Origin of the sequence: Sphingomonas palmae (assembly GCF_900109565.1) — a bacterium.
Classification (GTDB): domain Bacteria; phylum Pseudomonadota; class Alphaproteobacteria; order Sphingomonadales; family Sphingomonadaceae; genus Sphingomonas; species Sphingomonas palmae.
Window position 1 is genome coordinate 201574 of the sequence record NZ_FNZZ01000001.1, and the last position, 17071, is coordinate 218644.

16 protein-coding genes are annotated in these 17071 nt (G+C 68.4%); 12 read left to right on the forward strand and 4 right to left on the reverse strand.

Annotated features, from left to right (window positions below; genetic code table 11):
* Positions 1 to 89 precede the first annotated feature (89 nt).
* From BMW51_RS00950 to BMW51_RS00965, 4 genes are all read left to right on the forward strand, one after another.
* Positions 90 to 1544 carry a leucyl aminopeptidase gene (locus BMW51_RS00950; RefSeq protein ID WP_425440962.1) on the forward strand — a complete coding sequence of 485 codons (1455 nt, stop codon included), beginning with the start codon at positions 90 to 92 and terminating at the stop codon, positions 1542 to 1544.
* 20 nt (positions 1545 to 1564) lie between these two features.
* The gene (locus BMW51_RS00955; protein ID WP_093002469.1) at positions 1565 to 2005 is read left to right on the forward strand and encodes a DNA polymerase III subunit chi; all 441 of its coding nucleotides are present in this window, start codon (positions 1565 to 1567) and stop codon (positions 2003 to 2005) included.
* Between the two features lie 120 nt (positions 2006 to 2125).
* Positions 2126 to 2548 (forward strand): nucleoside-diphosphate kinase, encoded by a 423-nt coding sequence (gene ndk / locus BMW51_RS00960; RefSeq protein ID WP_093002471.1) that lies wholly within the window; start codon positions 2126 to 2128, stop codon positions 2546 to 2548.
* Positions 2549 to 2564: 16 nt separating this feature from the next.
* On the forward strand, positions 2565 to 3080 hold the full coding sequence (locus BMW51_RS00965) for a GNAT family N-acetyltransferase (protein WP_093002473.1): 516 nt from the start codon (positions 2565 to 2567) through the stop codon (positions 3078 to 3080).
* Positions 3081 to 3084: 4 nt separating this feature from the next.
* Here the strand turns inward: BMW51_RS00965 and BMW51_RS00970 are convergent, their stop codons facing one another.
* The 3 genes from BMW51_RS00970 to purM are packed head-to-tail and all read right to left on the reverse strand — an operon-like array spanning position 3085 to position 5140.
* A complete protein-coding gene (locus BMW51_RS00970; RefSeq protein ID WP_093002475.1) occupies positions 3085 to 3459 on the reverse strand; it encodes an MmcQ/YjbR family DNA-binding protein in 375 nt (124 codons plus the stop codon).
* Positions 3456 to 4019 carry a phosphoribosylglycinamide formyltransferase gene (gene purN / locus BMW51_RS00975; RefSeq protein ID WP_093003756.1) on the reverse strand — a complete coding sequence of 188 codons (564 nt, stop codon included), beginning with the start codon at positions 4017 to 4019 and terminating at the stop codon, positions 3456 to 3458. The genes BMW51_RS00970 and purN overlap by 4 nt, the downstream gene beginning before the upstream one ends.
* On the reverse strand, positions 4016 to 5140 hold the full coding sequence (purM, locus tag BMW51_RS00980; protein WP_093003754.1) for a phosphoribosylformylglycinamidine cyclo-ligase: 1125 nt from the start codon (positions 5138 to 5140) through the stop codon (positions 4016 to 4018). The genes purN and purM overlap by 4 nt, the downstream gene beginning before the upstream one ends.
* 61 nt (positions 5141 to 5201) lie before the next feature.
* Here purM and BMW51_RS00985 point away from each other — a divergent pair, with 61 nt between their 5' ends.
* The 5 genes from BMW51_RS00985 (at position 5202) to alaS (ending at position 13474) form a co-directional block, all read left to right on the forward strand.
* Positions 5202 to 6443: a hypothetical protein gene (locus BMW51_RS00985; RefSeq protein WP_093002478.1), complete on the forward strand. Its 1242-nt coding sequence runs from the start codon at positions 5202 to 5204 to the stop codon at positions 6441 to 6443.
* A 41-nt stretch (positions 6444 to 6484) separates the two neighbouring features.
* The gene (locus BMW51_RS00990) at positions 6485 to 7102 is read left to right on the forward strand and encodes an HdaA/DnaA family protein (protein WP_245708222.1); all 618 of its coding nucleotides are present in this window, start codon (positions 6485 to 6487) and stop codon (positions 7100 to 7102) included.
* A complete protein-coding gene (locus tag BMW51_RS00995) occupies positions 7099 to 9270 on the forward strand; it encodes an RNA degradosome polyphosphate kinase (RefSeq protein ID WP_093002482.1) in 2172 nt (723 codons plus the stop codon). Before BMW51_RS00990 ends, BMW51_RS00995 begins: the two co-directional genes overlap by 4 nt.
* Positions 9270 to 10751, forward strand: a complete 1482-nt coding sequence (locus tag BMW51_RS01000; RefSeq protein ID WP_093003757.1) for a Ppx/GppA family phosphatase — start codon at positions 9270 to 9272, stop codon at positions 10749 to 10751. Before BMW51_RS00995 ends, BMW51_RS01000 begins: the two co-directional genes overlap by 1 nt.
* Before the next feature lie 74 nt (positions 10752 to 10825).
* Entirely contained in the window at positions 10826 to 13474 is a 2649-nt protein-coding gene (gene alaS, locus BMW51_RS01005; RefSeq protein WP_093002484.1) for an alanine--tRNA ligase, read from the forward strand.
* A gap of 50 nt (positions 13475 to 13524) precedes the next feature.
* On the opposite strand, the gene BMW51_RS01010 is transcribed toward alaS, so the two are convergent.
* A complete protein-coding gene (locus BMW51_RS01010; RefSeq protein ID WP_177171470.1) occupies positions 13525 to 14229 on the reverse strand; it encodes a hypothetical protein in 705 nt (234 codons plus the stop codon).
* Positions 14230 to 14335: 106 nt separating this feature from the next.
* Between BMW51_RS01010 and BMW51_RS01015 the strand changes: the two genes are divergently transcribed.
* Genes BMW51_RS01015 through BMW51_RS01025 form a run of 3 tightly spaced genes read left to right on the forward strand, consistent with a single transcriptional unit; the run spans position 14336 to position 17061 of the window.
* On the forward strand, positions 14336 to 15037 hold the full coding sequence (locus BMW51_RS01015) for a glutathione S-transferase N-terminal domain-containing protein (protein ID WP_093002486.1): 702 nt from the start codon (positions 14336 to 14338) through the stop codon (positions 15035 to 15037).
* A gap of 59 nt (positions 15038 to 15096) precedes the next feature.
* Entirely contained in the window at positions 15097 to 16464 is a 1368-nt protein-coding gene (radA, locus tag BMW51_RS01020) for a DNA repair protein RadA (protein WP_093002488.1), read from the forward strand.
* Between the two features lie 33 nt (positions 16465 to 16497).
* Positions 16498 to 17061: a CvpA family protein gene (locus BMW51_RS01025; protein WP_093002490.1), complete on the forward strand. Its 564-nt coding sequence runs from the start codon at positions 16498 to 16500 to the stop codon at positions 17059 to 17061.
* Positions 17062 to 17071 lie beyond the last annotated feature (10 nt).

A 17071-nucleotide genomic window follows, 5' to 3' on the forward strand; every position in this document is an offset into this window, starting at 1 on the left:
CGCATCGCCCGCGCGTTGCTGCAACGCTTTGCCAGCGCGTATCCGCCGGCCTATCAGACGCGCCAGAGAAAGAGGAAAACGCTTTGTCCATCAAGATCACGTTCGCTCCCACCCGTTCGGCCAACGCTTCCGTCCTGGCACTGCTGGTGCGCAAGGGAGCAGAGCCTGCGGGCCTCGGCGCCGACCATAAGTCGCTCGTGGCGGGCGCCATGTCAGGGCAGCGGTTCGAAGGCGAGGCTGGGATGAGTGCCGACGTGTTCCTGCCCGGACCCGCAGGCGCGCAGCGTGTCGTGCTGCTGGGTGTGGGATCGGGTGACGACGCGGCGTTCGAGCGCGCTGGCGGTGCGCTCACGGCCAAGCTGCTGACCGCCGGGGTCGCGACCGTTGTCGCCGACCTGTCGGGTGCCGATGCCGCCTGCGCGGCGCGTTTCGCCGCGGGCGCCGCACAGCGCAGCTGGCGCTTCGACGAATATCGCACCAAGCTGCCGGCAAAGCAGAAGCCGACACTCGAAGAGCTGATCATCGTCAGCGACGCGAGCGATGTCGAGGCGGCATGGGCGAAGCGCGATGCGGTCACGCGTGGTCTGGGGCTTGCCCGCACGCTTGCCACGCTGCCGCCGAACATCCTGTATCCCGAGAGCTTTGTTGAGCGCGTAACGGCGACGGTCGACGGGCTCGGTCTCGAGGTCACCGTGCTAGACGAGCCGCAGATGCGGGAGCTCGGCATGGGCGCGTTGCTCGGCGTCAGTCAGGGGTCGCGGCGCGAGGCGCGCATCCTGGCGCTGAAGTGGAACGGCGGCTCAGCCGACGCGCCGCTGACCGCGCTGGTCGGCAAGGGGGTGACGTTCGACACCGGCGGCATCTCGATCAAACCCGCCGCCGGCATGGAAGACATGAAGTGGGATATGGGCGGCGCCGGCGCGGTGGCGGGCGCGATGCTGAGCCTCGCCGCGCGCAAGGCCAACGCAAACATCATCGGCGTGATGGGCCTCGTCGAAAACATGCCCGACGGCAATGCGCAACGCCCCGGTGACGTGGTCACCACCATGTCGGGGCAGACGGTGGAGGTCATCAACACCGACGCGGAAGGTCGTCTGGTGCTGTGCGACGCCATCACCTGGGTGCAGAGCGTGCACAAGCCGGCGACGATCATCGATCTCGCCACGCTGACCGGCGCGATGATCGTCAGCCTCGGCAACGAGATGGGCGGGCTGTTCTCGAACGACGACGCGCTCGCCGAGCAGATCCTGTCGGCAGGCCGCGCGAGCGGCGACCTGTTGTGGCGTTTCCCGCTGGCGGACGGCTACGACAAGCTGATCGACTCTGCCATCGCCGACATGAAGAACGTCGGCCCGCGCGGCGGCGGTTCGATCACCGCGGCGCAGTTCATCAAGCGCTTCGTCGACGAGGGCGTGAAATGGGCGCACCTAGACATTGCCGGCATGGTCTGGTCTGAAAAGGACGGCGCGACCTGGGCTAAGGGCGCGACCGGCTACGGCGTGCGCGTGCTCGACCGCTTCGTCGCCGACAATCTCGAGGGCTGAGGCGGGAAGCGGCGCGCGACGTGAAGGTCGACTTCTATCACCTGACAACCAGTCCGCTCGAGCGCGTGCTGCCCCGCATCGCGGAGCGCATCCTCGCCGAAGGCGGGCGGTTGCTGGTGGTAGAGGGCGATCCGGCACGCCGCGCCGCGCTCGACAAGACCTTGTGGTCCTACGCGCCCGACAGCTTCCTGCCGCATGGTCTCGCGGGCGGCGATCACGACAGGCAGCAGCCAGTGCTGATCGCGCCGGACATGGTCGCCACCAACGAAGCGCGCAACGTCGCGATTGCCGATGGGGAGTGGCGCAACGGTGCTCTTGGCTTCGACCGGGCGTTCCACTTCTTCGACGAGGATCGCATCGCCGACGCGCGGACGGCGTGGAAGGGGCTCGCGGCGCGCGACGACATCGAGCGACGCTACTGGAAGCAGAGCGACACCGGCCGCTGGGAACAGGCGGCCTAGCACGCCCGACGCACTCGCGTGATCGCACCAGCCCGACGTGGCTGCTTGCGCACGCTGGACGCCGCGACTAGGGGACGCGCACTTCCCATCACCTCTGTTTTGCAGGAGCCCGTGACCGTCATGGCCGCGAACCGTACCTTCTCGATCATCAAGCCCGACGCGACGCGTCGCAACCTGACCGGCGCGGTCACCAAGATGCTGGAGGACGCTGGCCTCCGCGTCGTCGCGTCGAAGCGCATCCACATGACCCGCGATCAGGCCGAAGGCTTTTACGCGGTGCACAAGGAGCGTCCCTTCTTCAACGATCTGGTCGAGTTCATGATCTCAGGTCCCGTCGTCGTGCAGGTGCTCGAGGGCGAGAACGCGATGCAGCGCAATCGCGACATCATGGGCGCGACCAACCCGGCGAACGCCGAGCCTGGCACGATCCGCAAGGAACTGGCCGAGTCGATCGAGGCGAACACCGTGCATGGTTCGGATTCGGACGAGAATGCCGAGATTGAGATCGCCTATTTCTTCAAGCCGGAAGAAATCGTCGGCTGATTGCCGGACGGCTGACATGAACTGGCGCCTGCGACGCGCGAGCGCGGACGACGCCGCGCTCCTCTCGCTCGTCGCGGGCGCGACCTTTCTCGAAGCATTCGCGGGCGTGCTCGACGGCGCCGACATCGTCGCACACGTGGCGCGTAACAGCAGCGCCGACGCGTTCGCGCGCTACATCGGCGAGGGCGCGGTCGCCACGCTCGCCGAGGCCAAACAGGGCGCCGCGCCGCTCGGCTACACGCTGCTGACCGCGCCCGATCTGCCGGTCGAGCCGCGGGCGGGCGACGTGGAGCTCAAACGCATCTACGCGCTCGCGCCGACGCACGGGCAGGGGCTCGGCCCCGCGTTGATGGCGCAGGCAGTAAGCGACGCACGGGCCGCAGGTCACCACCGACTGCTGCTCGGCGTCTACGGCGGCAACGTCCGCGCGCACCGCTTTTATACCAAGCAGGGTCTGTCGGTGATTGGCGAACGTCGCTTCCTCGTCGGCGCGACGTGGCACGACGATCTGGTGTTCGCGCGCGACCTTTGATTGTTCAGCGCCCGCCGGCCTCCAGCAGACCGGCCGGGGCGCTCAACTCCCAGCTGCGCGCAACGCGGTCCTCGATGAGCGTCCAGTCGGCGTTGCCCGACAGGTCGATGCTGACCCAGCCCGACGCGCCGAGATAGGCGGGCTTGCGATAGGTGTCGGGCGCCGCCTCGATCAGCATCGCCTGCTCGTCCGTACCGCTCGTCCGCACGCAGACGACCCTTAATCCATCGTCGTGATGATCGTCGCGAAGCTGGGCGAACTGCTTGCCGCCGACGAAGAACGTCGCCTGACCGTGGCTCTCGCGCTCCTCCGCCCCCGGCAGCAGCAGCGCAATCTCGCGCACGCGCGCGAGCGGATCAGTATTGGGCGTCTCGCTCATCGGCGCACAAACTCCTTCAACACGGCAGGGTAGAGCTGATGTTCGGCCTCCAGCACGCGCGCGGCAAGCGTTTCGGCCGTATCGTCGGACTCGATGGCGACCTCACGCTGACCCAGCACCTCACCCGCGTCGAGTTCCTCGGTCACGACGTGAACCGAGCAACCCCCGACCGTATCGCCGGCCGCGATCGCGCGCGCGTGCGTGTCCAGCCCCTTGTACTTCGGCAGCAGCGAGGGGTGGATGTTGACGATCCGCCCGTGCCACTTGGCGACGAACTCGTCCGACAACAGCCGCATATAGCCCGCCAGCGCGATCCATTCCGCCCCCGCCTCGCGAAGCGCGCCGTCGAGCGCGGCCTCAAACACCGGCTTGCCGATGCCTTTCGGCGACAGCGCGAAGGTGGGCAGCCCGTGCTGGATCGCCCACGCTAGCCCGGGCGCGCTCGGGCGGTCGGACGCGACCACGACGATCTCGTACGCATCGTCCGCGTGCTCGACGAGCGCCTGCATGTTCGATCCGCGACCGGAGATCAGCACGGCGACCTTGGCGGGTGCGCTCATGCGTGATGCGTCGCGCGCCAGTCGTCGCGCGCGCTCCACGTCTCGGTGCTGCCGGTCACGGTGCAGCCGCGCTCGCCCGTCTCGATGCGGCCGATGCGGAACACCGTCTCGCCCGCGGCTTCCAGCGCTTGCGTCACGGCCTCCGCTTGGTCCGCGTGCACGACGACCGCCATGCCGATCCCGCAGTTGAACGTGCGCGCCATCTCCTCCGGCTCGATCGCGCCCTGCGCCTGCAGGAACGCCATCAGCCGCGGCTGCGGCCATGCATCGGCGTCGACCACCGCGTGCGTGCCTTCCGGCAGCACGCGCGGAATGTTCTCCAGCAGCCCGCCGCCGGTGATGTGTGCCAGCCCCTTGATGCGGCCTTCACGCAGCAGCGGCAGCAGGCTCGCGACATAGATGCGCGTCGGCGCCATCAGCGCGTCGATCAGCAGGCGATCCTGATCGAACATCGCGGGACGATCGAGCTTCCAGCCGCGGTCGGTGGCGAGCCGGCGCACGAGCGAGAAACCATTCGAATGCACACCTGAGGAAGCGAGGCCTAGGATCACGTCACCCGCCACGATGCTTCGCCCGTCGAGCAGTCGGTCCCGCTCGACCGCACCGACGCAGAAACCGGCGAGGTCATAGTCGCCGTCGGCGTACATGCCCGGCATTTCCGCGGTCTCCCCGCCGATCAGCGCGCAGCCCGCCTGACGACACCCTTCGGCGATCGAGGCGATGACGCGTTCGGCCACCGCTTGGTCCAACCGGCCGCTGGCGTAGTAATCGAGGAAGAACAGCGGCTCCGCCCCCTGCACGATCAGGTCGTTGACGCACATCGCGACCAGATCGACGCCGACGCCTTCGTGCCGGTCGTGCTCGATCGCGAGCTTGAGCTTGGTACCCACCCCGTCGTTTGCGGCGACCAGCAGCGGATCGGTGAACCCCGCCGCCTTCAGGTCGAACAGTCCGCCAAAGCCGCCCAGGTCGGCGTCCGCGCCCTTGCGTCGCGTCGACCGGGCAAGCGGCGCGATCGCGCGGACGAGCGCGTTTCCGGCCGAGATCGAGACGCCAGCGTCGGCGTAGGTGTAGCCGCCGGCGGGTGCGGCGGTGCTGTCGGCAGTGGGTTCGTCGGTCATGCGCCAGTCGCCTAGCCACAACGCGCTTGGATTTCCACGCCCGCTTCGCCAAAAGGCGCCGATGCGCAGTCGCCCGTTCATCGCCATCGCCGCGACCGCCGGCATCGCTCTGCTGGGTGCGGGCGCGGTTGTGGCGCAGATCGACGGTGGGGACCGCGGCGTCGCGGCGGTCGACAGCTCGAACGACTACGAGGTCGGCAGCGTCAGCGTCGACGTGTCCGGACCGAATTCGCAGGCGGCGCGGCTGGCGGGCTGGCGTGAGGCGCAACGCAAGGCGTGGGTGCAATTGTCGCGCCGGCTGGGCGGCGGCGGGGGGCTGGTGCCCGACGGCACGCTCGACTCGCTCGTCACCGCGATCGTGGTCGGTAACGAGCAGATCGGCCCCAATCGCTATATCGCGCAACTGGGTGTCCTGTTCGACCGCACGCGCACCGCGGGTCTACTCGGCATCAGCAGCTTCATGGCGCGCTCGCAGCCGCTGGTCGTCGTTCCGGTCGTCTGGTCAGCCGGGGTCGGCGGCGTGTTCGAGCAGCGCACCGCCTGGCAGGAGGCGTGGGCGCGGTTCCGCACCGGCACGAGCGAAATCGACTATATCCGCCCGCCCGGGAACGGCGCCGATCCGCTGCTGCTCAACGTCGGGCAGACCGAGCGCCCGGCGCGCGGCTGGTGGCGAAAGGTGCTCGACCTCTACGGCGGCAGCGACGTGCTGATCCCGGTCGTGCGGCTCCGGCGGCAGTGGCCGGGCGGTCCGGTGATCGGCGAGTTCGAGGCGCGACATGGCCCCGACAACCGCTTGCTCTCACGCTTCGCGCTGCGGGCGGAGAATGCGTCGGCGCTGCCGGCGTTACTCGATGCCGGGGTCAAGCGGATGGACGACATCTATCAGTCGGCCGCGCGCGGCGGTTATCTCCGAGCCGATCCCGGCCTGAATTACGTCGCGCCCGTCGCGGACGTGGACGCGCCCGTCATCACCGACACATCGCTCGACGCGGACGCTGCGGCGGCCGCGCAGGCGGTCACAACCGTGATCGTGCAGGTCGAGACGCCCGACGCGGCAGCGGTGACCAGCACGGAAAATTCGTTGCGCGGCGTCGCCGGTGTTCGCAGCGCGACGACCAGCAGCCTGGCGCTCGGCGGCGTTTCCTTGATGACGGTCGCGTTCGCGGGCGATCCGGCGAACCTGCGCGCGGGGCTGGAGGCGCGCGGCTGGCAAGTCTTCGGCGGCGGCACGACGCTGCGCATCCGCCGCGCGCCGCAGCTCCTTCCGCCCGATCTGCAGCCCGACAACGCACTCGCCGGGTAATGCGCGCGAGCGATAACGGCGGCGCTGGCAGGCTGGCAGCCGTGCAATACCCGCTGCCGCTCGCCTGGCCCGACGAGGTGCAGGACGTCGAGTTCCTGGTGACCGACTCCAACCGTCACGCGGTGCAGGTCCTGCAGCATTGGCAGGACTGGCCGGTCAGCACCGCGTTGCTGGCCGGCCCTGCGGGGTCTGGTCGTAGCCTGCTCGCGCAGGTATTCGCGGCGCAGTCGGGCGGTCGCGTGATCGACGATGCCGAGCAGGTCGACGAGCGCGTGCTATTCCACGCCTGGAACGATGCGCAGGCGACGCGCACGCCGCTGCTGCTCGTCGCCCCTGCCGCGCTGCCCGCGTGGGCCGTAACGTTGCCCGACCTGCGCACGCGATTGGCGGCAAGCCCGGTGGCCGCGATCGAATCACCCGACGCGGCGCTGACCCGCGCGCTGCTCGAACGCGGCTTCGCGCGCCGGCGCCTGGATGCGCGCGACGACCTGATCGAGTGGCTGCTACCGCGACTGCCGCGGCGTCATCAAGCTGTCGCGCAGATGCTCGATGGGCTGGAACAAGCCGCGCGGTCGGAGCGTCGGCGTGTCACCATTCCGCTGGCGCGAGATCTCATGACCGCGCTGTTCGGCGCCGCAGAGGATCCAGATACCGCATGACCCGGCCTGCCCACGTCCAGCACGCGCGCGACGACGATCCCTTCGAGAAGGCCACGCCCGGGCGCTACTTTAACCGTGAACTGTCGTGGCTGGCCTTCAATCGCCGCGTGCTCGATGAAGCGTGCAACACCGCGCACCCCTTGCTCGAACGGCTGCGCTTCCTCGCCATTTCCGGCGACAATCTCGACGAATTCTTCATGGTGCGCGTGGCCGGCTTGAAGGGGCAGCAGTCGCAGGAGGTCGAGGCACGCTCGGCCGACGGGCTGACCCCAGGACAGCAACTCGCCGCGATCACCGTTGAAGCCGACGCGCTGATGGTCAGCCAGCAGTCGGTCTGGCGCGACATCCGCTACGCGCTCGCGGAGACCGGTATCCGCGTGATCGGCAGCCACGCGATCGACACTGCGCTGGGCCTGGAGGAGCAGGCCTGGCTTGAGACGCACTTCCGGGAGCAGCTCTTCCCCGTTATCACCCCGCAGGCGCTCGACCCCGCGCATCCGTTCCCGTTCCTGCCGAACAAGGGCATGGCGGTCATGTTCGACCTCGTCCGCCGATCAGACAAGGAGCCGATTCGCGAGCTTGTCATGCTGCCCAACGCCATGCCGCGCTTCGTGCGGCTGCCGGGCGAGGGCGCGCGCTACATCGCCGTCGAATCGCTGCTCAAGCGGTTCAGCAACCTGATGTTCCCCGGCTACGACGTGCTCGGCGCGGCCGAGTTCCGCGTCCTGCGTGACAGCGACATCGAGATCGAGGAGGAGGCGGAGGATCTCGTCCGCTACTTCGCCAACGCGATCAAGCGGCGGCGGCGCGGACGCGTGATCCGGCTGGAGCTGGAAACCGGCATGAGCGAGACGCTCGCCTCGGTGCTGCGCGAGGAATTGGGCGGATCGGACACGCTGGTGACCGAGAGCGGCGCGTTTCTCGGCATCGGCGACCTGGCGCTCTTGGCCGAGGAAGACAGGCCGGACCTGAAGTTCACGCCCTTCACCCCGCGCTTTCCCGAACGCATTCGTGAGTTCGGGGGCGACTGTTTCGCCGCCATCCGCGCCAAGGACATCATCGTCCACCACCCCTACGAAACGTTCGACGTCGTCCTCGCCTTCCTGAAACAGGCGGCGAACGACCCGGATGTCGTCGCGATCAAGCAAACGCTTTACCGCGCGGGCAAGCAGTCGGCGGTCATCAACGCGCTGATCGCCGCGGCCGAGGCGGGCAAGTCGGTGACGGCGGTGGTCGAGTTGAAGGCGCGCTTCGACGAGGAGCAGAACCTGCAATGGGCCAGCGCGCTGGAACGCGCGGGCGTGCAGGTCGTCTACGGCTTTATCGATTGGAAGACCCACGCCAAGGTCGCGATGGTGGTGCGTCGCGAGGGCGCGCAATTCCGCACCTACTGCCATTTCGGTACGGGTAATTATCACCCGGTCACCGCACGCATCTACACCGACCTGAGCTTCTTCACCGCCGACCCGCGACTGGGCCGCGATGCCGCCCGCATGTTCAACTACATCACCGGCTACGTCGAGCCCGAGGGGATGGAGGCGGTGGTGCTCAGTCCGCGTTCGCTCCGCAACCGCTTGATCGCCGACATAGACCGCGAGATCGAGCATGCACGGCAGGGGCGCGTCGGAGCGATCTGGGCGAAGATGAACAGCCTGGTCGACCCTGCGATCATTGAGAAACTGTACGAGGCGAGCGGCGCGGGCGTCGAGATCGACCTGATCATTCGCGGCATCTGCTGCCTGCGCCCAGGCGTCGCGGGCATGTCGGACAATATCCGTGTCTACTCGATTGTCGGTCGTTTCCTCGAGCACAGCCGTATCGCCGCGTTCGGCAACGGCGACGCGCTGCCCAACGACGGCGCGCGGGTGTACATATCCTCGGCCGACTGGATGCCGCGCAACTTCGACCGCCGCGTCGAATATCTGCTGCCGATCGAGAATGAGACGGTGCACGACCAGGTGCTCGATCAGGTCATGGTCGCCAATTTGATCGACAACGAGCAGAGCTGGGAGCTGAACGCGGACGGCAGTTACTCGCGCATCGACCAGGGCGATCGCCCGTTCAACCTTCACCGCTATTTCATGACCAACCCGTCGCTCTCCGGCCGCGGTGCGGCGCTGGAGGAAGGCGGCGAGGTACCGACGCTCAAGCTGCGGCGTCGTTCGTGATCGCTGCAAGAATCGAGCGCGGTGTCGAGCCGCCGCGTACCGCGATCATCGACATCGGATCGAACTCGATCCGGCTCGTCGTCTATCAGGGGCCGGCGCGACTGCCGACGACATTGTTCAACGAAAAGGTGCTCGCCGGGCTTGGGCGCAGTCTCGCCGCCACGGGGTCGATCGATGCCGAGGCGATGGCCGCAGCGGAAACGGCGCTCCACCGCTTTGCCGCGCTCGCAGCGGCAATGGAGGTGTCGCGTGTCCGTACCGTCGCGACCGCGGCGGTGCGTGACGCGAAGAACGGAGCCGCCCTGATCGGGCTGGCAGAAGCCGCAGGCCTGTCGGTCGAGGTGCTGTCGGGCGAGGAAGAGGCCGCCGCCGCCGGTTACGGCGTCATGTCGGGCATCCCGCACGCGAACGGCATCGTCGGCGATCTCGGCGGGGGCAGCCTGGAACTGGTCCGCGTTCGCAAGGGCGAGCTGGCAGAGCGCGCATCCTTCCCGCTCGGCGTGCTGCGGCTGGCGCCGTTGCGGCAGCGCGGGCGGCTGGAGCGGACGGTCGAGACGATGCTTCGTGACGCGGGCTGGATCGGCGCGGGCAAGAACCTGCCTTTGTACCTCGTCGGGGGTTCGTGGCGTGGGCTCGCACGGCTTGCCATGCATCGCGCGCGCTATCCGCTGCCGATCATTCATCAATATGCGATGTCGGCCGATACGATCGCCAGCCTCAGCCGCACCTTGTCGCACCTTGGCAAGCCGCAGCTAAAGGAGGTGCCGGGCCTGTCGGGCGGTCGCATTCCGACGCTCGGCGACGCTGCCGCGCTGCTGTCGGTGCTGCTCAAGCATCTGAAATCGAGCGGCACGATCGTATCGGCCTTCGGCCTGCGCGAAGGATTGCTGTTCCAGGAACTTGGCCCCGCCGAACGAGCCGAGGACCCGCTGATCGCGGCGGCACGCGACGAAGCGCGGCTTGCCGGCCGCTTTCCAGAGCACGGCGACCTGCTCGACCGCTGGATCGCGCCGCTGTTTGGTGACGACAAGCCCGCGGAGGCGCGGCTGCGCAACGCCGCGTGCCAGCTGGCCGACGTGGGGTGGCGCGCCAACCCTGAGTTTCGCGCCGAACGCGGACTCGAGATCGCGCTTCACGGCAATTGGGTCGGTATCGATGGCCGCGGCCGCGCGATGATGGCGCAGGCACTCTGGACCGCGCTCGGCGGCGCTATTACCCCGCCCGAAGCGTTGTTGCGGCTCGCACCCGAGGCCGCACTTCGCCGCGCCGCGGTCTGGGGTCACGCGATCCGCCTGGGTCAGCGCCTGAGCGCCGGGGTGGCCGAGCCGCTGCGTCGCTCCCGCCTCGTGCTCGACGCGGGCACGCTGCGGCTCGACCTCGATCGCTCCGTTTCCGCGCTCTACGGCGAGGCGGTGGCGAAGCGGCATGCCTCGCTGGCCGCGGCAATGGGGCGTACTGCGGTCAGCAACGCGGTTCGATGAGGCTCTCGGGCCATCGCGTCGCGGCTGCGACGAAGCGCTAGGCAGCGCGCTCTCTCCCCATTAAGTCGCAGGCCATGACCTCGACCAACGACCTTCGCCGCAGCTTCCTCGATTACTTCGGCGCCAACGGCCACCAGATCGTGCCGTCGGCCCCGCTGGTCCCGCAGAACGACCCGACGCTGATGTTCGTCAACGCGGGCATGGTGCCGTTCAAGAACGTGTTCACCGGGCTTGAGACGCGGCCTTACTCGATCGCCACCTCCCCGCAGAAATGCGTGCGGGCAGGGGGCAAGCACAACGACCTCGACAACGTCGGCTACACCGCGCGGCACCACACGTTCTTTGAGATGCTGGGCAATTTCTCGTTCGGCGATTATTTCAAGGAACAGGCGATCACCCACGCCTGGACGCTGTTGACCAAGGAGTGGGGCCTGCCCGCGGACAAGCTGACCGCAACCGTCTACCACACCGACGATCAGGCGTTCGAGCTGTGGAAGAAGATCGCGGGGCTCCCCGACTACCGGATCATCCGCATCGCGACCAAGGACAATTTCTGGGCGATGGGCTCGGACGGTCCGTGCGGGCCATGCTCCGAAATCTTCTACGATCACGGCGAGCATATCGCCGGTGGCCCGCCGGGCAGCCCCGACGAGGACGGCGACCGCTTTGTCGAGATCTGGAACCTCGTCTTCATGCAATTCGTGCAGGAGGCCGATCAGATCGTCGGCGACCTGCCGCGCCCGTCGATCGACACCGGCATGGGGCTGGAGCGGATCGCCGCCGTCATGCAGGGGGTCAGCGACAATTACGACACCGACACGTTCAAGGCGCTGATCGCGGCCTCGGGTGCGCTGACGCACACCGCGACGACCGGCGACAATCAGGCGAGCCACCGCGTCATCGCCGATCACCTGCGCTGCTCGGGCTTCCTCGTCGCCGATGGCGTGCTGCCCGCCAACGAAGGCCGTGGCTACGTGCTGCGCCGGATCATGCGCCGTGCGATGCGCCACGCGCACCTGCTGGGTTCGAAGGAGCCGCTGATGCATCGTTTGGTCCCCGCGCTCGTCGCCGAGATGGGTGCGGCTTACCCCGAGCTCGTCCGTGCGCAACCGCTGATCGAGGCCACGTTGCGACAGGAGGAGACGCGCTTCCGCCAGACACTCGACAAGGGGCTCCGGTTGCTCGACGAGGCGACCGCCGGCATGGGCGAGGGCGACACGCTGGCGGGCGAGACCGCGTTCAAGCTCTACGACACCTTCGGCTTCCCATACGACCTGACCGAAGACGCGCTGCGCGCGCAGGGGCTGCAGGTCGATCGTGCCGGCTTCGATAGCGCGATGGCGGAGCAGAAGCGCGCCGCGCGTGCCGCGTGGAAGGGTTCGGGAGCGAAGGCATCGGACGAACTCTGGTTCGACCTAGTCGAGGAGGTCGGCGCAACCGAGTTCACCGGCTACACCAGCGAAAGCGGCGAGGGTGTCGTCCTCGCGCTCGTGAAGGACGGGCAGCGCGTCGACCGCGCCGCGCCCGGTGAGCAGGTCGACATGATCGTCAACCAGACGCCCTTCTACGGCGAGAGCGGCGGGCAGGTCGGTGACGCCGGCACGCTGTCGAGCGAGAGCGGGCTGGCCGCGACGGTCACCGACACGTCGAAGCAGCTGGGCAAGCTGTTCGTGCATCACGCGTGGGTCGACGCCGGCGAGTTAAAGGTCGGCGATACCGTGCGGCTCGCGATCGACGTCGCGCGCCGCGGTGCAATCCGCGCCAATCACTCGGCGACGCACCTGTTGCATGAGGCGTTGCGCGAGCGGCTCGGCACCCATGTCGCGCAGAAGGGCAGCCTCGTCGCACCCGACCGGCTTCGGTTCGACGTGTCGCACTCAAGTGCGATGGCACCCGCCGAGCTCGCCGATGTCGAGGCGGCGGTGAACGCGCAGATCCGCCGCAACGGCACGGTCGAGACCCGGCTGATGACCCCCGACGAGGCGATCTCGATGGGGGCGATGGCGCTGTTTGGCGAAAAGTACGGCGACGAGGTCCGCGTCGTGTCGATGGGCACCGGCGACGACGGCCAAACCTACTCGATCGAACTCTGCGGTGGCACGCACGCCGCGGCGCTCGGCGACATCGGCGTGTTCAAGGTGATCGGAGAGAGTGCGGTGTCGTCGGGCGTCCGCCGGGTCGAGGCACTGACGGGCGAGGCCGCGCGCCAGTATCTGAGTGCGCGCGACGAGAAGCTGCGCGAGGCGGCGGCAACGCTGCGCACCACGCCCGACGAGGTACCCGCGCGCGTCGCGGCGCTGCTCGACGAGCGGCGGCGGCTGGAGCGTGAACTCGCCGAGGCGAAGAAGGCGCTGGCGCTCGGCGGGGGCGCGAAGGACGCCGCCGGTCCCGAGATGGTAGGGGACGTTTCGTTCATGGCGCAGGTGCTCGAGGGCTTCGAGGCCAAGGGGCTCCGCGGCGCGGTCGACGACGCACGACAACAGCTCGGCTCGGGCGTGGTCGCGATCGTCGCGGTGAACGATGGCAAGGCGACGATCGCGGTCGGGGTGACACCCGATCTCATCGCTCGGTTCAGCGCGGTCGATCTGGTGAAGCTCGGCGTTCAGGCGCTCGGCGGCCAGGGCGGCGGCGGGCGCCCCGACATGGCGCAGGGTGGGGGGCCGGAGGCCGGCAAGGCGAACGAGGCGATCGCGGCGGTCCGGAGCGCGCTGGCAGGCGCGTGACGTTGCAAAGGTAACCCCACCCGCGCTGATGCGGGTGGGGTCAAACGCGCTTACCTGCGCGGCTTGTTCGACTTGGCCGACTTGGTCGTCATCTTGGCGGTGGCAGAAGGCGTCGCCGTAGCGGCGTTGGCTTCCGCCGCAGTATCCGCAGTAGCGGCGTCAGTCCCGGTCGCGGCGTCGGTCGTGGTCGACGGCGTCGCATCTGCCGCCGGTGCAGCAGCCCCCATCGCGGCCGACAGCTGCGCCGCGGTCATGCCGATCGTCACGCCCTGCGGTCCAGGACCGAAGCCCGTGATCGGCAGCTTGGCATCGCCCTTGTCGGTGGTGAGCGTCACGTTCGTGGCGTCCACCGCCTTGATCGTGCCGAGCTTGGTGCCGCCGGTGCCATAGACGCTTGCGCCCGTGACGAGCTGCGCCCGGAACGCGGCGCTCGCCTGCTGCTGCTGCGCACCCGCCGCGGCGTCGAGCTGCGCCTTGGTCATCGCCAGCACCGGACCCTTCGCGCCCTTGCCGAGCGAGGTGAGCGGGATCGCCGCCTTGTTGGTGCCGGTGTCGATCACTGCGTTGGTGCCGTCCGTGCTGGCGACCGTACCGACCACGCCGCCGCTCGTGTCGTACACGGTGGCCCCAGTGGTGACGGTTGCGGTCGCCTGCGCACCGGTGGCCGGCGCCGTTGCCGGCGCGGTCTGCGCCGCGGCAATGGTCGGGGTCAGGGCGGCCGCCGCGACGGCGGCGAGAATCTCGTAGCGCTTCATATGTGCTCTTTCGCGGTTGATGTTGATTGGGAAACGTGACCGTAACGATCGGGTTCCGAACGCGAAATGAACGGAACGGCTCGCCCGATCCCGCCGTTTGCATGGCATGACGACCCTCGCAGACTTCCCGATCACGCGGCGCTGGCCCGCATCGCATCCCGATCGCATCCAGCTCTACTCGCTCAACACACCCAACGGCGTGAAGGCGTCGATCATGCTGGAAGAGACCGGATTGCCGTACGAGGCGCATCTGATCGACTTCGCCCAGAACGACCAGAAATCGGATGCGTTCGTCTCGCTCAACCCGAACGGCAAGATCCCCGCGCTGATCGACCCCGCCGGCCCCGGCAACGACGCGATCGGCCTGTTCGAGAGCGGCGCGATCCTGCTCTACCTCGCCGAAAAGACGGGCAAATTCCTGCCGAGCGATCCGGCGCAGCGCTGGCAGGCGATCTCCTGGGTCATGTTCCAGATGGGCGGTGTCGGCCCGATGCTCGGGCAACTCGGCTTCTTCCACAAGTTCGCGGGCAAGGACTGGGAAGACAAGCGTCCGCGCGACCGTTACGTCGATGAGAGCCGACGCTTGCTCGGCGTGATGGACCACGCGCTCGCGGGCAAGGAGTGGTTCGTCGGCGACTATTCGATCGCCGACATCGCGATGCTCGGATGGGTGCGCGCGCTCCGTGACTTCTACAAGGCCGGCGATCTGGTCGGCTTCGCTGAGTTCAGCAACGTCGCGGCATGGCTCGAACGCGGGCTGGCACGCCCTGCGGTGCAGCGCGGCCTTGCGATCCCGTCGAAGGACTGACCGTCGGGAGCTAAACGGGTCTTTGTTCCCCTCCCGTTCCGCCTGTGCTAGGGCGGGACATGGCCAAAGCTCAACGTCGCTACGTGTGTCAGTCCTGCGGTTCGGTGTCGCACCGCTGGCAGGGGCAGTGTGCCGATTGCAGCGAGTGGAACACGCTGGTCGAGGAAGCCGCAGCGGTCGTCACGCCGTTCCAGGCCAAGCACAATCTGCAATCGGGCGGTCGTTCTCTGACGCTCGTCAAGCTCGATGCCGAGATTGCACTGCCCGAACGGATGACCTTCGGCATCGCCGAACTCGACCGCGCGCTTGGCGGCGGGTTGGTTGCGGGGTCGGCGACACTGATCGGCGGCGATCCCGGCGTCGGCAAGTCGACGCTCCTGCTGCAGGCGGCGGCGCGGCTCGCGCGCAGCGGCAGAAGCGTCGCTTATGTCTCGGGCGAGGAGGCGGCGGATCAGGTGCGGTTGCGCGCGCAGCGACTGGGGCTAGGCGACGCGCCGGTGCAACTCGCCGCCGCGACCTCGACGCGCGACATTCTGACGACGTTGCAGGGCGATCCGCCCGCGCTCTTGGTGATCGACTCGATCCAGACGATGCACTCCGACCTGATCGAGGGGGCGCCGGGCACCGTCAGCCAGGTGCGCGCGACTGCGCAGGAGCTGATCCGCTTCGCGAAGGAGCGTGGAACGGCGGTGGTGCTGGTCGGGCACGTGACCAAGGACGGATCGATCGCGGGGCCGCGCGTGCTCGAGCACATGGTCGACACCGTGCTCAGCTTCGAGGGCGAGCGCAGCCACCAGTACCGCATCCTGCGCGCGATCAAGAACCGCTTCGGCGGTACGGACGAGATCGGCGTCTTCGCGATGGCGGGCGAGGGGTTGGTCGAGGTCGCCAATCCGTCAAGCCTGTTCCTCACGCAGCGCGATGAGAGCGTCACCGGCTCAATCGTCTTTCCCGCGCTGGAAGGGACGCGCCCCGTGCTGGTCGAGATACAGGCGCTGGTGGTGCGACTGGCGAGCGGCGCGACGCCCCGGCGTGCGGTGGTCGGTTGGGACTCAGGCCGGCTCGCGATGATCCTCGCGGTGCTGGAGGCGCGCTGTGGCCTCAGCTTCTCGACCTGCGAGGTTTATCTGAACGTCGCCGGCGGCTACCGGGTGCAGGACCCCGCCGCCGATCTGGCGGTCGCCGCTGCGCTGATCTCGGCGCTCAGCGAACGGCCGGTCGCATCCGACGGCATCGCCTTCGGCGAGATTGCACTCTCGGGTGAGATACGCCCCGTCGCGCACGCGCCGCTGCGGTTGAAGGAGGCGGGCAAGCTCGGCTTCACTCGCGCGATGGTGCCCTCGGGCGTCGCGGAGGCCGCGTCGATCCAGCTCGCCAGCTTTCGCAATCTCGGTCGCTTCGTCGATCACATGCTCGGCCGGGGCTAGTCGCCCGAAGGTGTAGCCCGTATCTAGCGCGGGATGAACCTGCACGCCCTCGACATCGTCGTACTGTTGCTCGTCGCGTCGACCGCGATGCTGGGGGCGAAGCGCGGCTTCGTCGCGGAAGTGCTCGCGCTGTTTGCCTGGGTCGCGATGGTGTTCGCGCTCAAGATCTTCCACCTGCCGCTGTCGCGCGCGCTGGCACCGACGATTGGTACGCCGTCGGGCGCGACCGTGCTCGCCTTCGCGATCCTAACCGGCGGCACCTATCTGCTCAGCCGCATCGTCGTGAACGCGGTGAGTGCGCGGACGCGGACCTCGGTGCTGGGGCCGATCGACCGCGCGCTCGGGTTCGGGTTCGGCGCGCTCAAGGGGCTGATCTTCGCCAGCCTAGCGTTCCTGTTGATCGTCCTGGTGCTCGACCTGATGGGTGGCGGGCCAGCGCGGCGGCCCGGCTGGATCGTGCAGGCGCGGACCTACCCGTTGCTCAGCGCGACCAGCGCCTCGATCGCCGACGTGGTCGACCGGCGCCGGCGCGGCAAGCCGCTGTTCTCGCCGCGCTGGTATCCAATCCCGCAAGACAACGGAACCGCCGCCTCGTGATCGTTCGCCC

Bases quoted from the DNA above. Each gene is read 5' to 3' on its own strand.
- ndk (WP_093002471.1), top strand. From the start codon at position 2,126: ATGGCCGCGAACCGTACCTTCTCGATCATCAAGCCCGACGCGACGCGT.
- BMW51_RS00965 (WP_093002473.1), top strand. From the start codon at position 2,565: ATGAACTGGCGCCTGCGACGCGCGAGCGCGGACGACGCCGCGCTCCTC.
- BMW51_RS00970 (WP_093002475.1), bottom strand. From the start codon at position 3,459: ATGAGCGAGACGCCCAATACTGATCCGCTCGCGCGCGTGCGCGAGATT.
- purN (WP_093003756.1), bottom strand. From the start codon at position 4,019: ATGAGCGCACCCGCCAAGGTCGCCGTGCTGATCTCCGGTCGCGGATCG.
- purM (WP_093003754.1), bottom strand. From the start codon at position 5,140: ATGACCGACGAACCCACTGCCGACAGCACCGCCGCACCCGCCGGCGGC.
- BMW51_RS00985 (WP_093002478.1), top strand. From the start codon at position 5,202: ATGCGCAGTCGCCCGTTCATCGCCATCGCCGCGACCGCCGGCATCGCT.
- BMW51_RS00995 (WP_093002482.1), top strand. From the start codon at position 7,099: ATGACCCGGCCTGCCCACGTCCAGCACGCGCGCGACGACGATCCCTTC.
- alaS (WP_093002484.1), top strand. From the start codon at position 10,826: ATGACCTCGACCAACGACCTTCGCCGCAGCTTCCTCGATTACTTCGGC.
- BMW51_RS01010 (WP_177171470.1), bottom strand. From the start codon at position 14,229: ATGAAGCGCTACGAGATTCTCGCCGCCGTCGCGGCGGCCGCCCTGACC.
- BMW51_RS01015 (WP_093002486.1), top strand. From the start codon at position 14,336: ATGACGACCCTCGCAGACTTCCCGATCACGCGGCGCTGGCCCGCATCG.
- radA (WP_093002488.1), top strand. From the start codon at position 15,097: ATGGCCAAAGCTCAACGTCGCTACGTGTGTCAGTCCTGCGGTTCGGTG.
- BMW51_RS01025 (WP_093002490.1), top strand. From the start codon at position 16,498: ATGAACCTGCACGCCCTCGACATCGTCGTACTGTTGCTCGTCGCGTCG.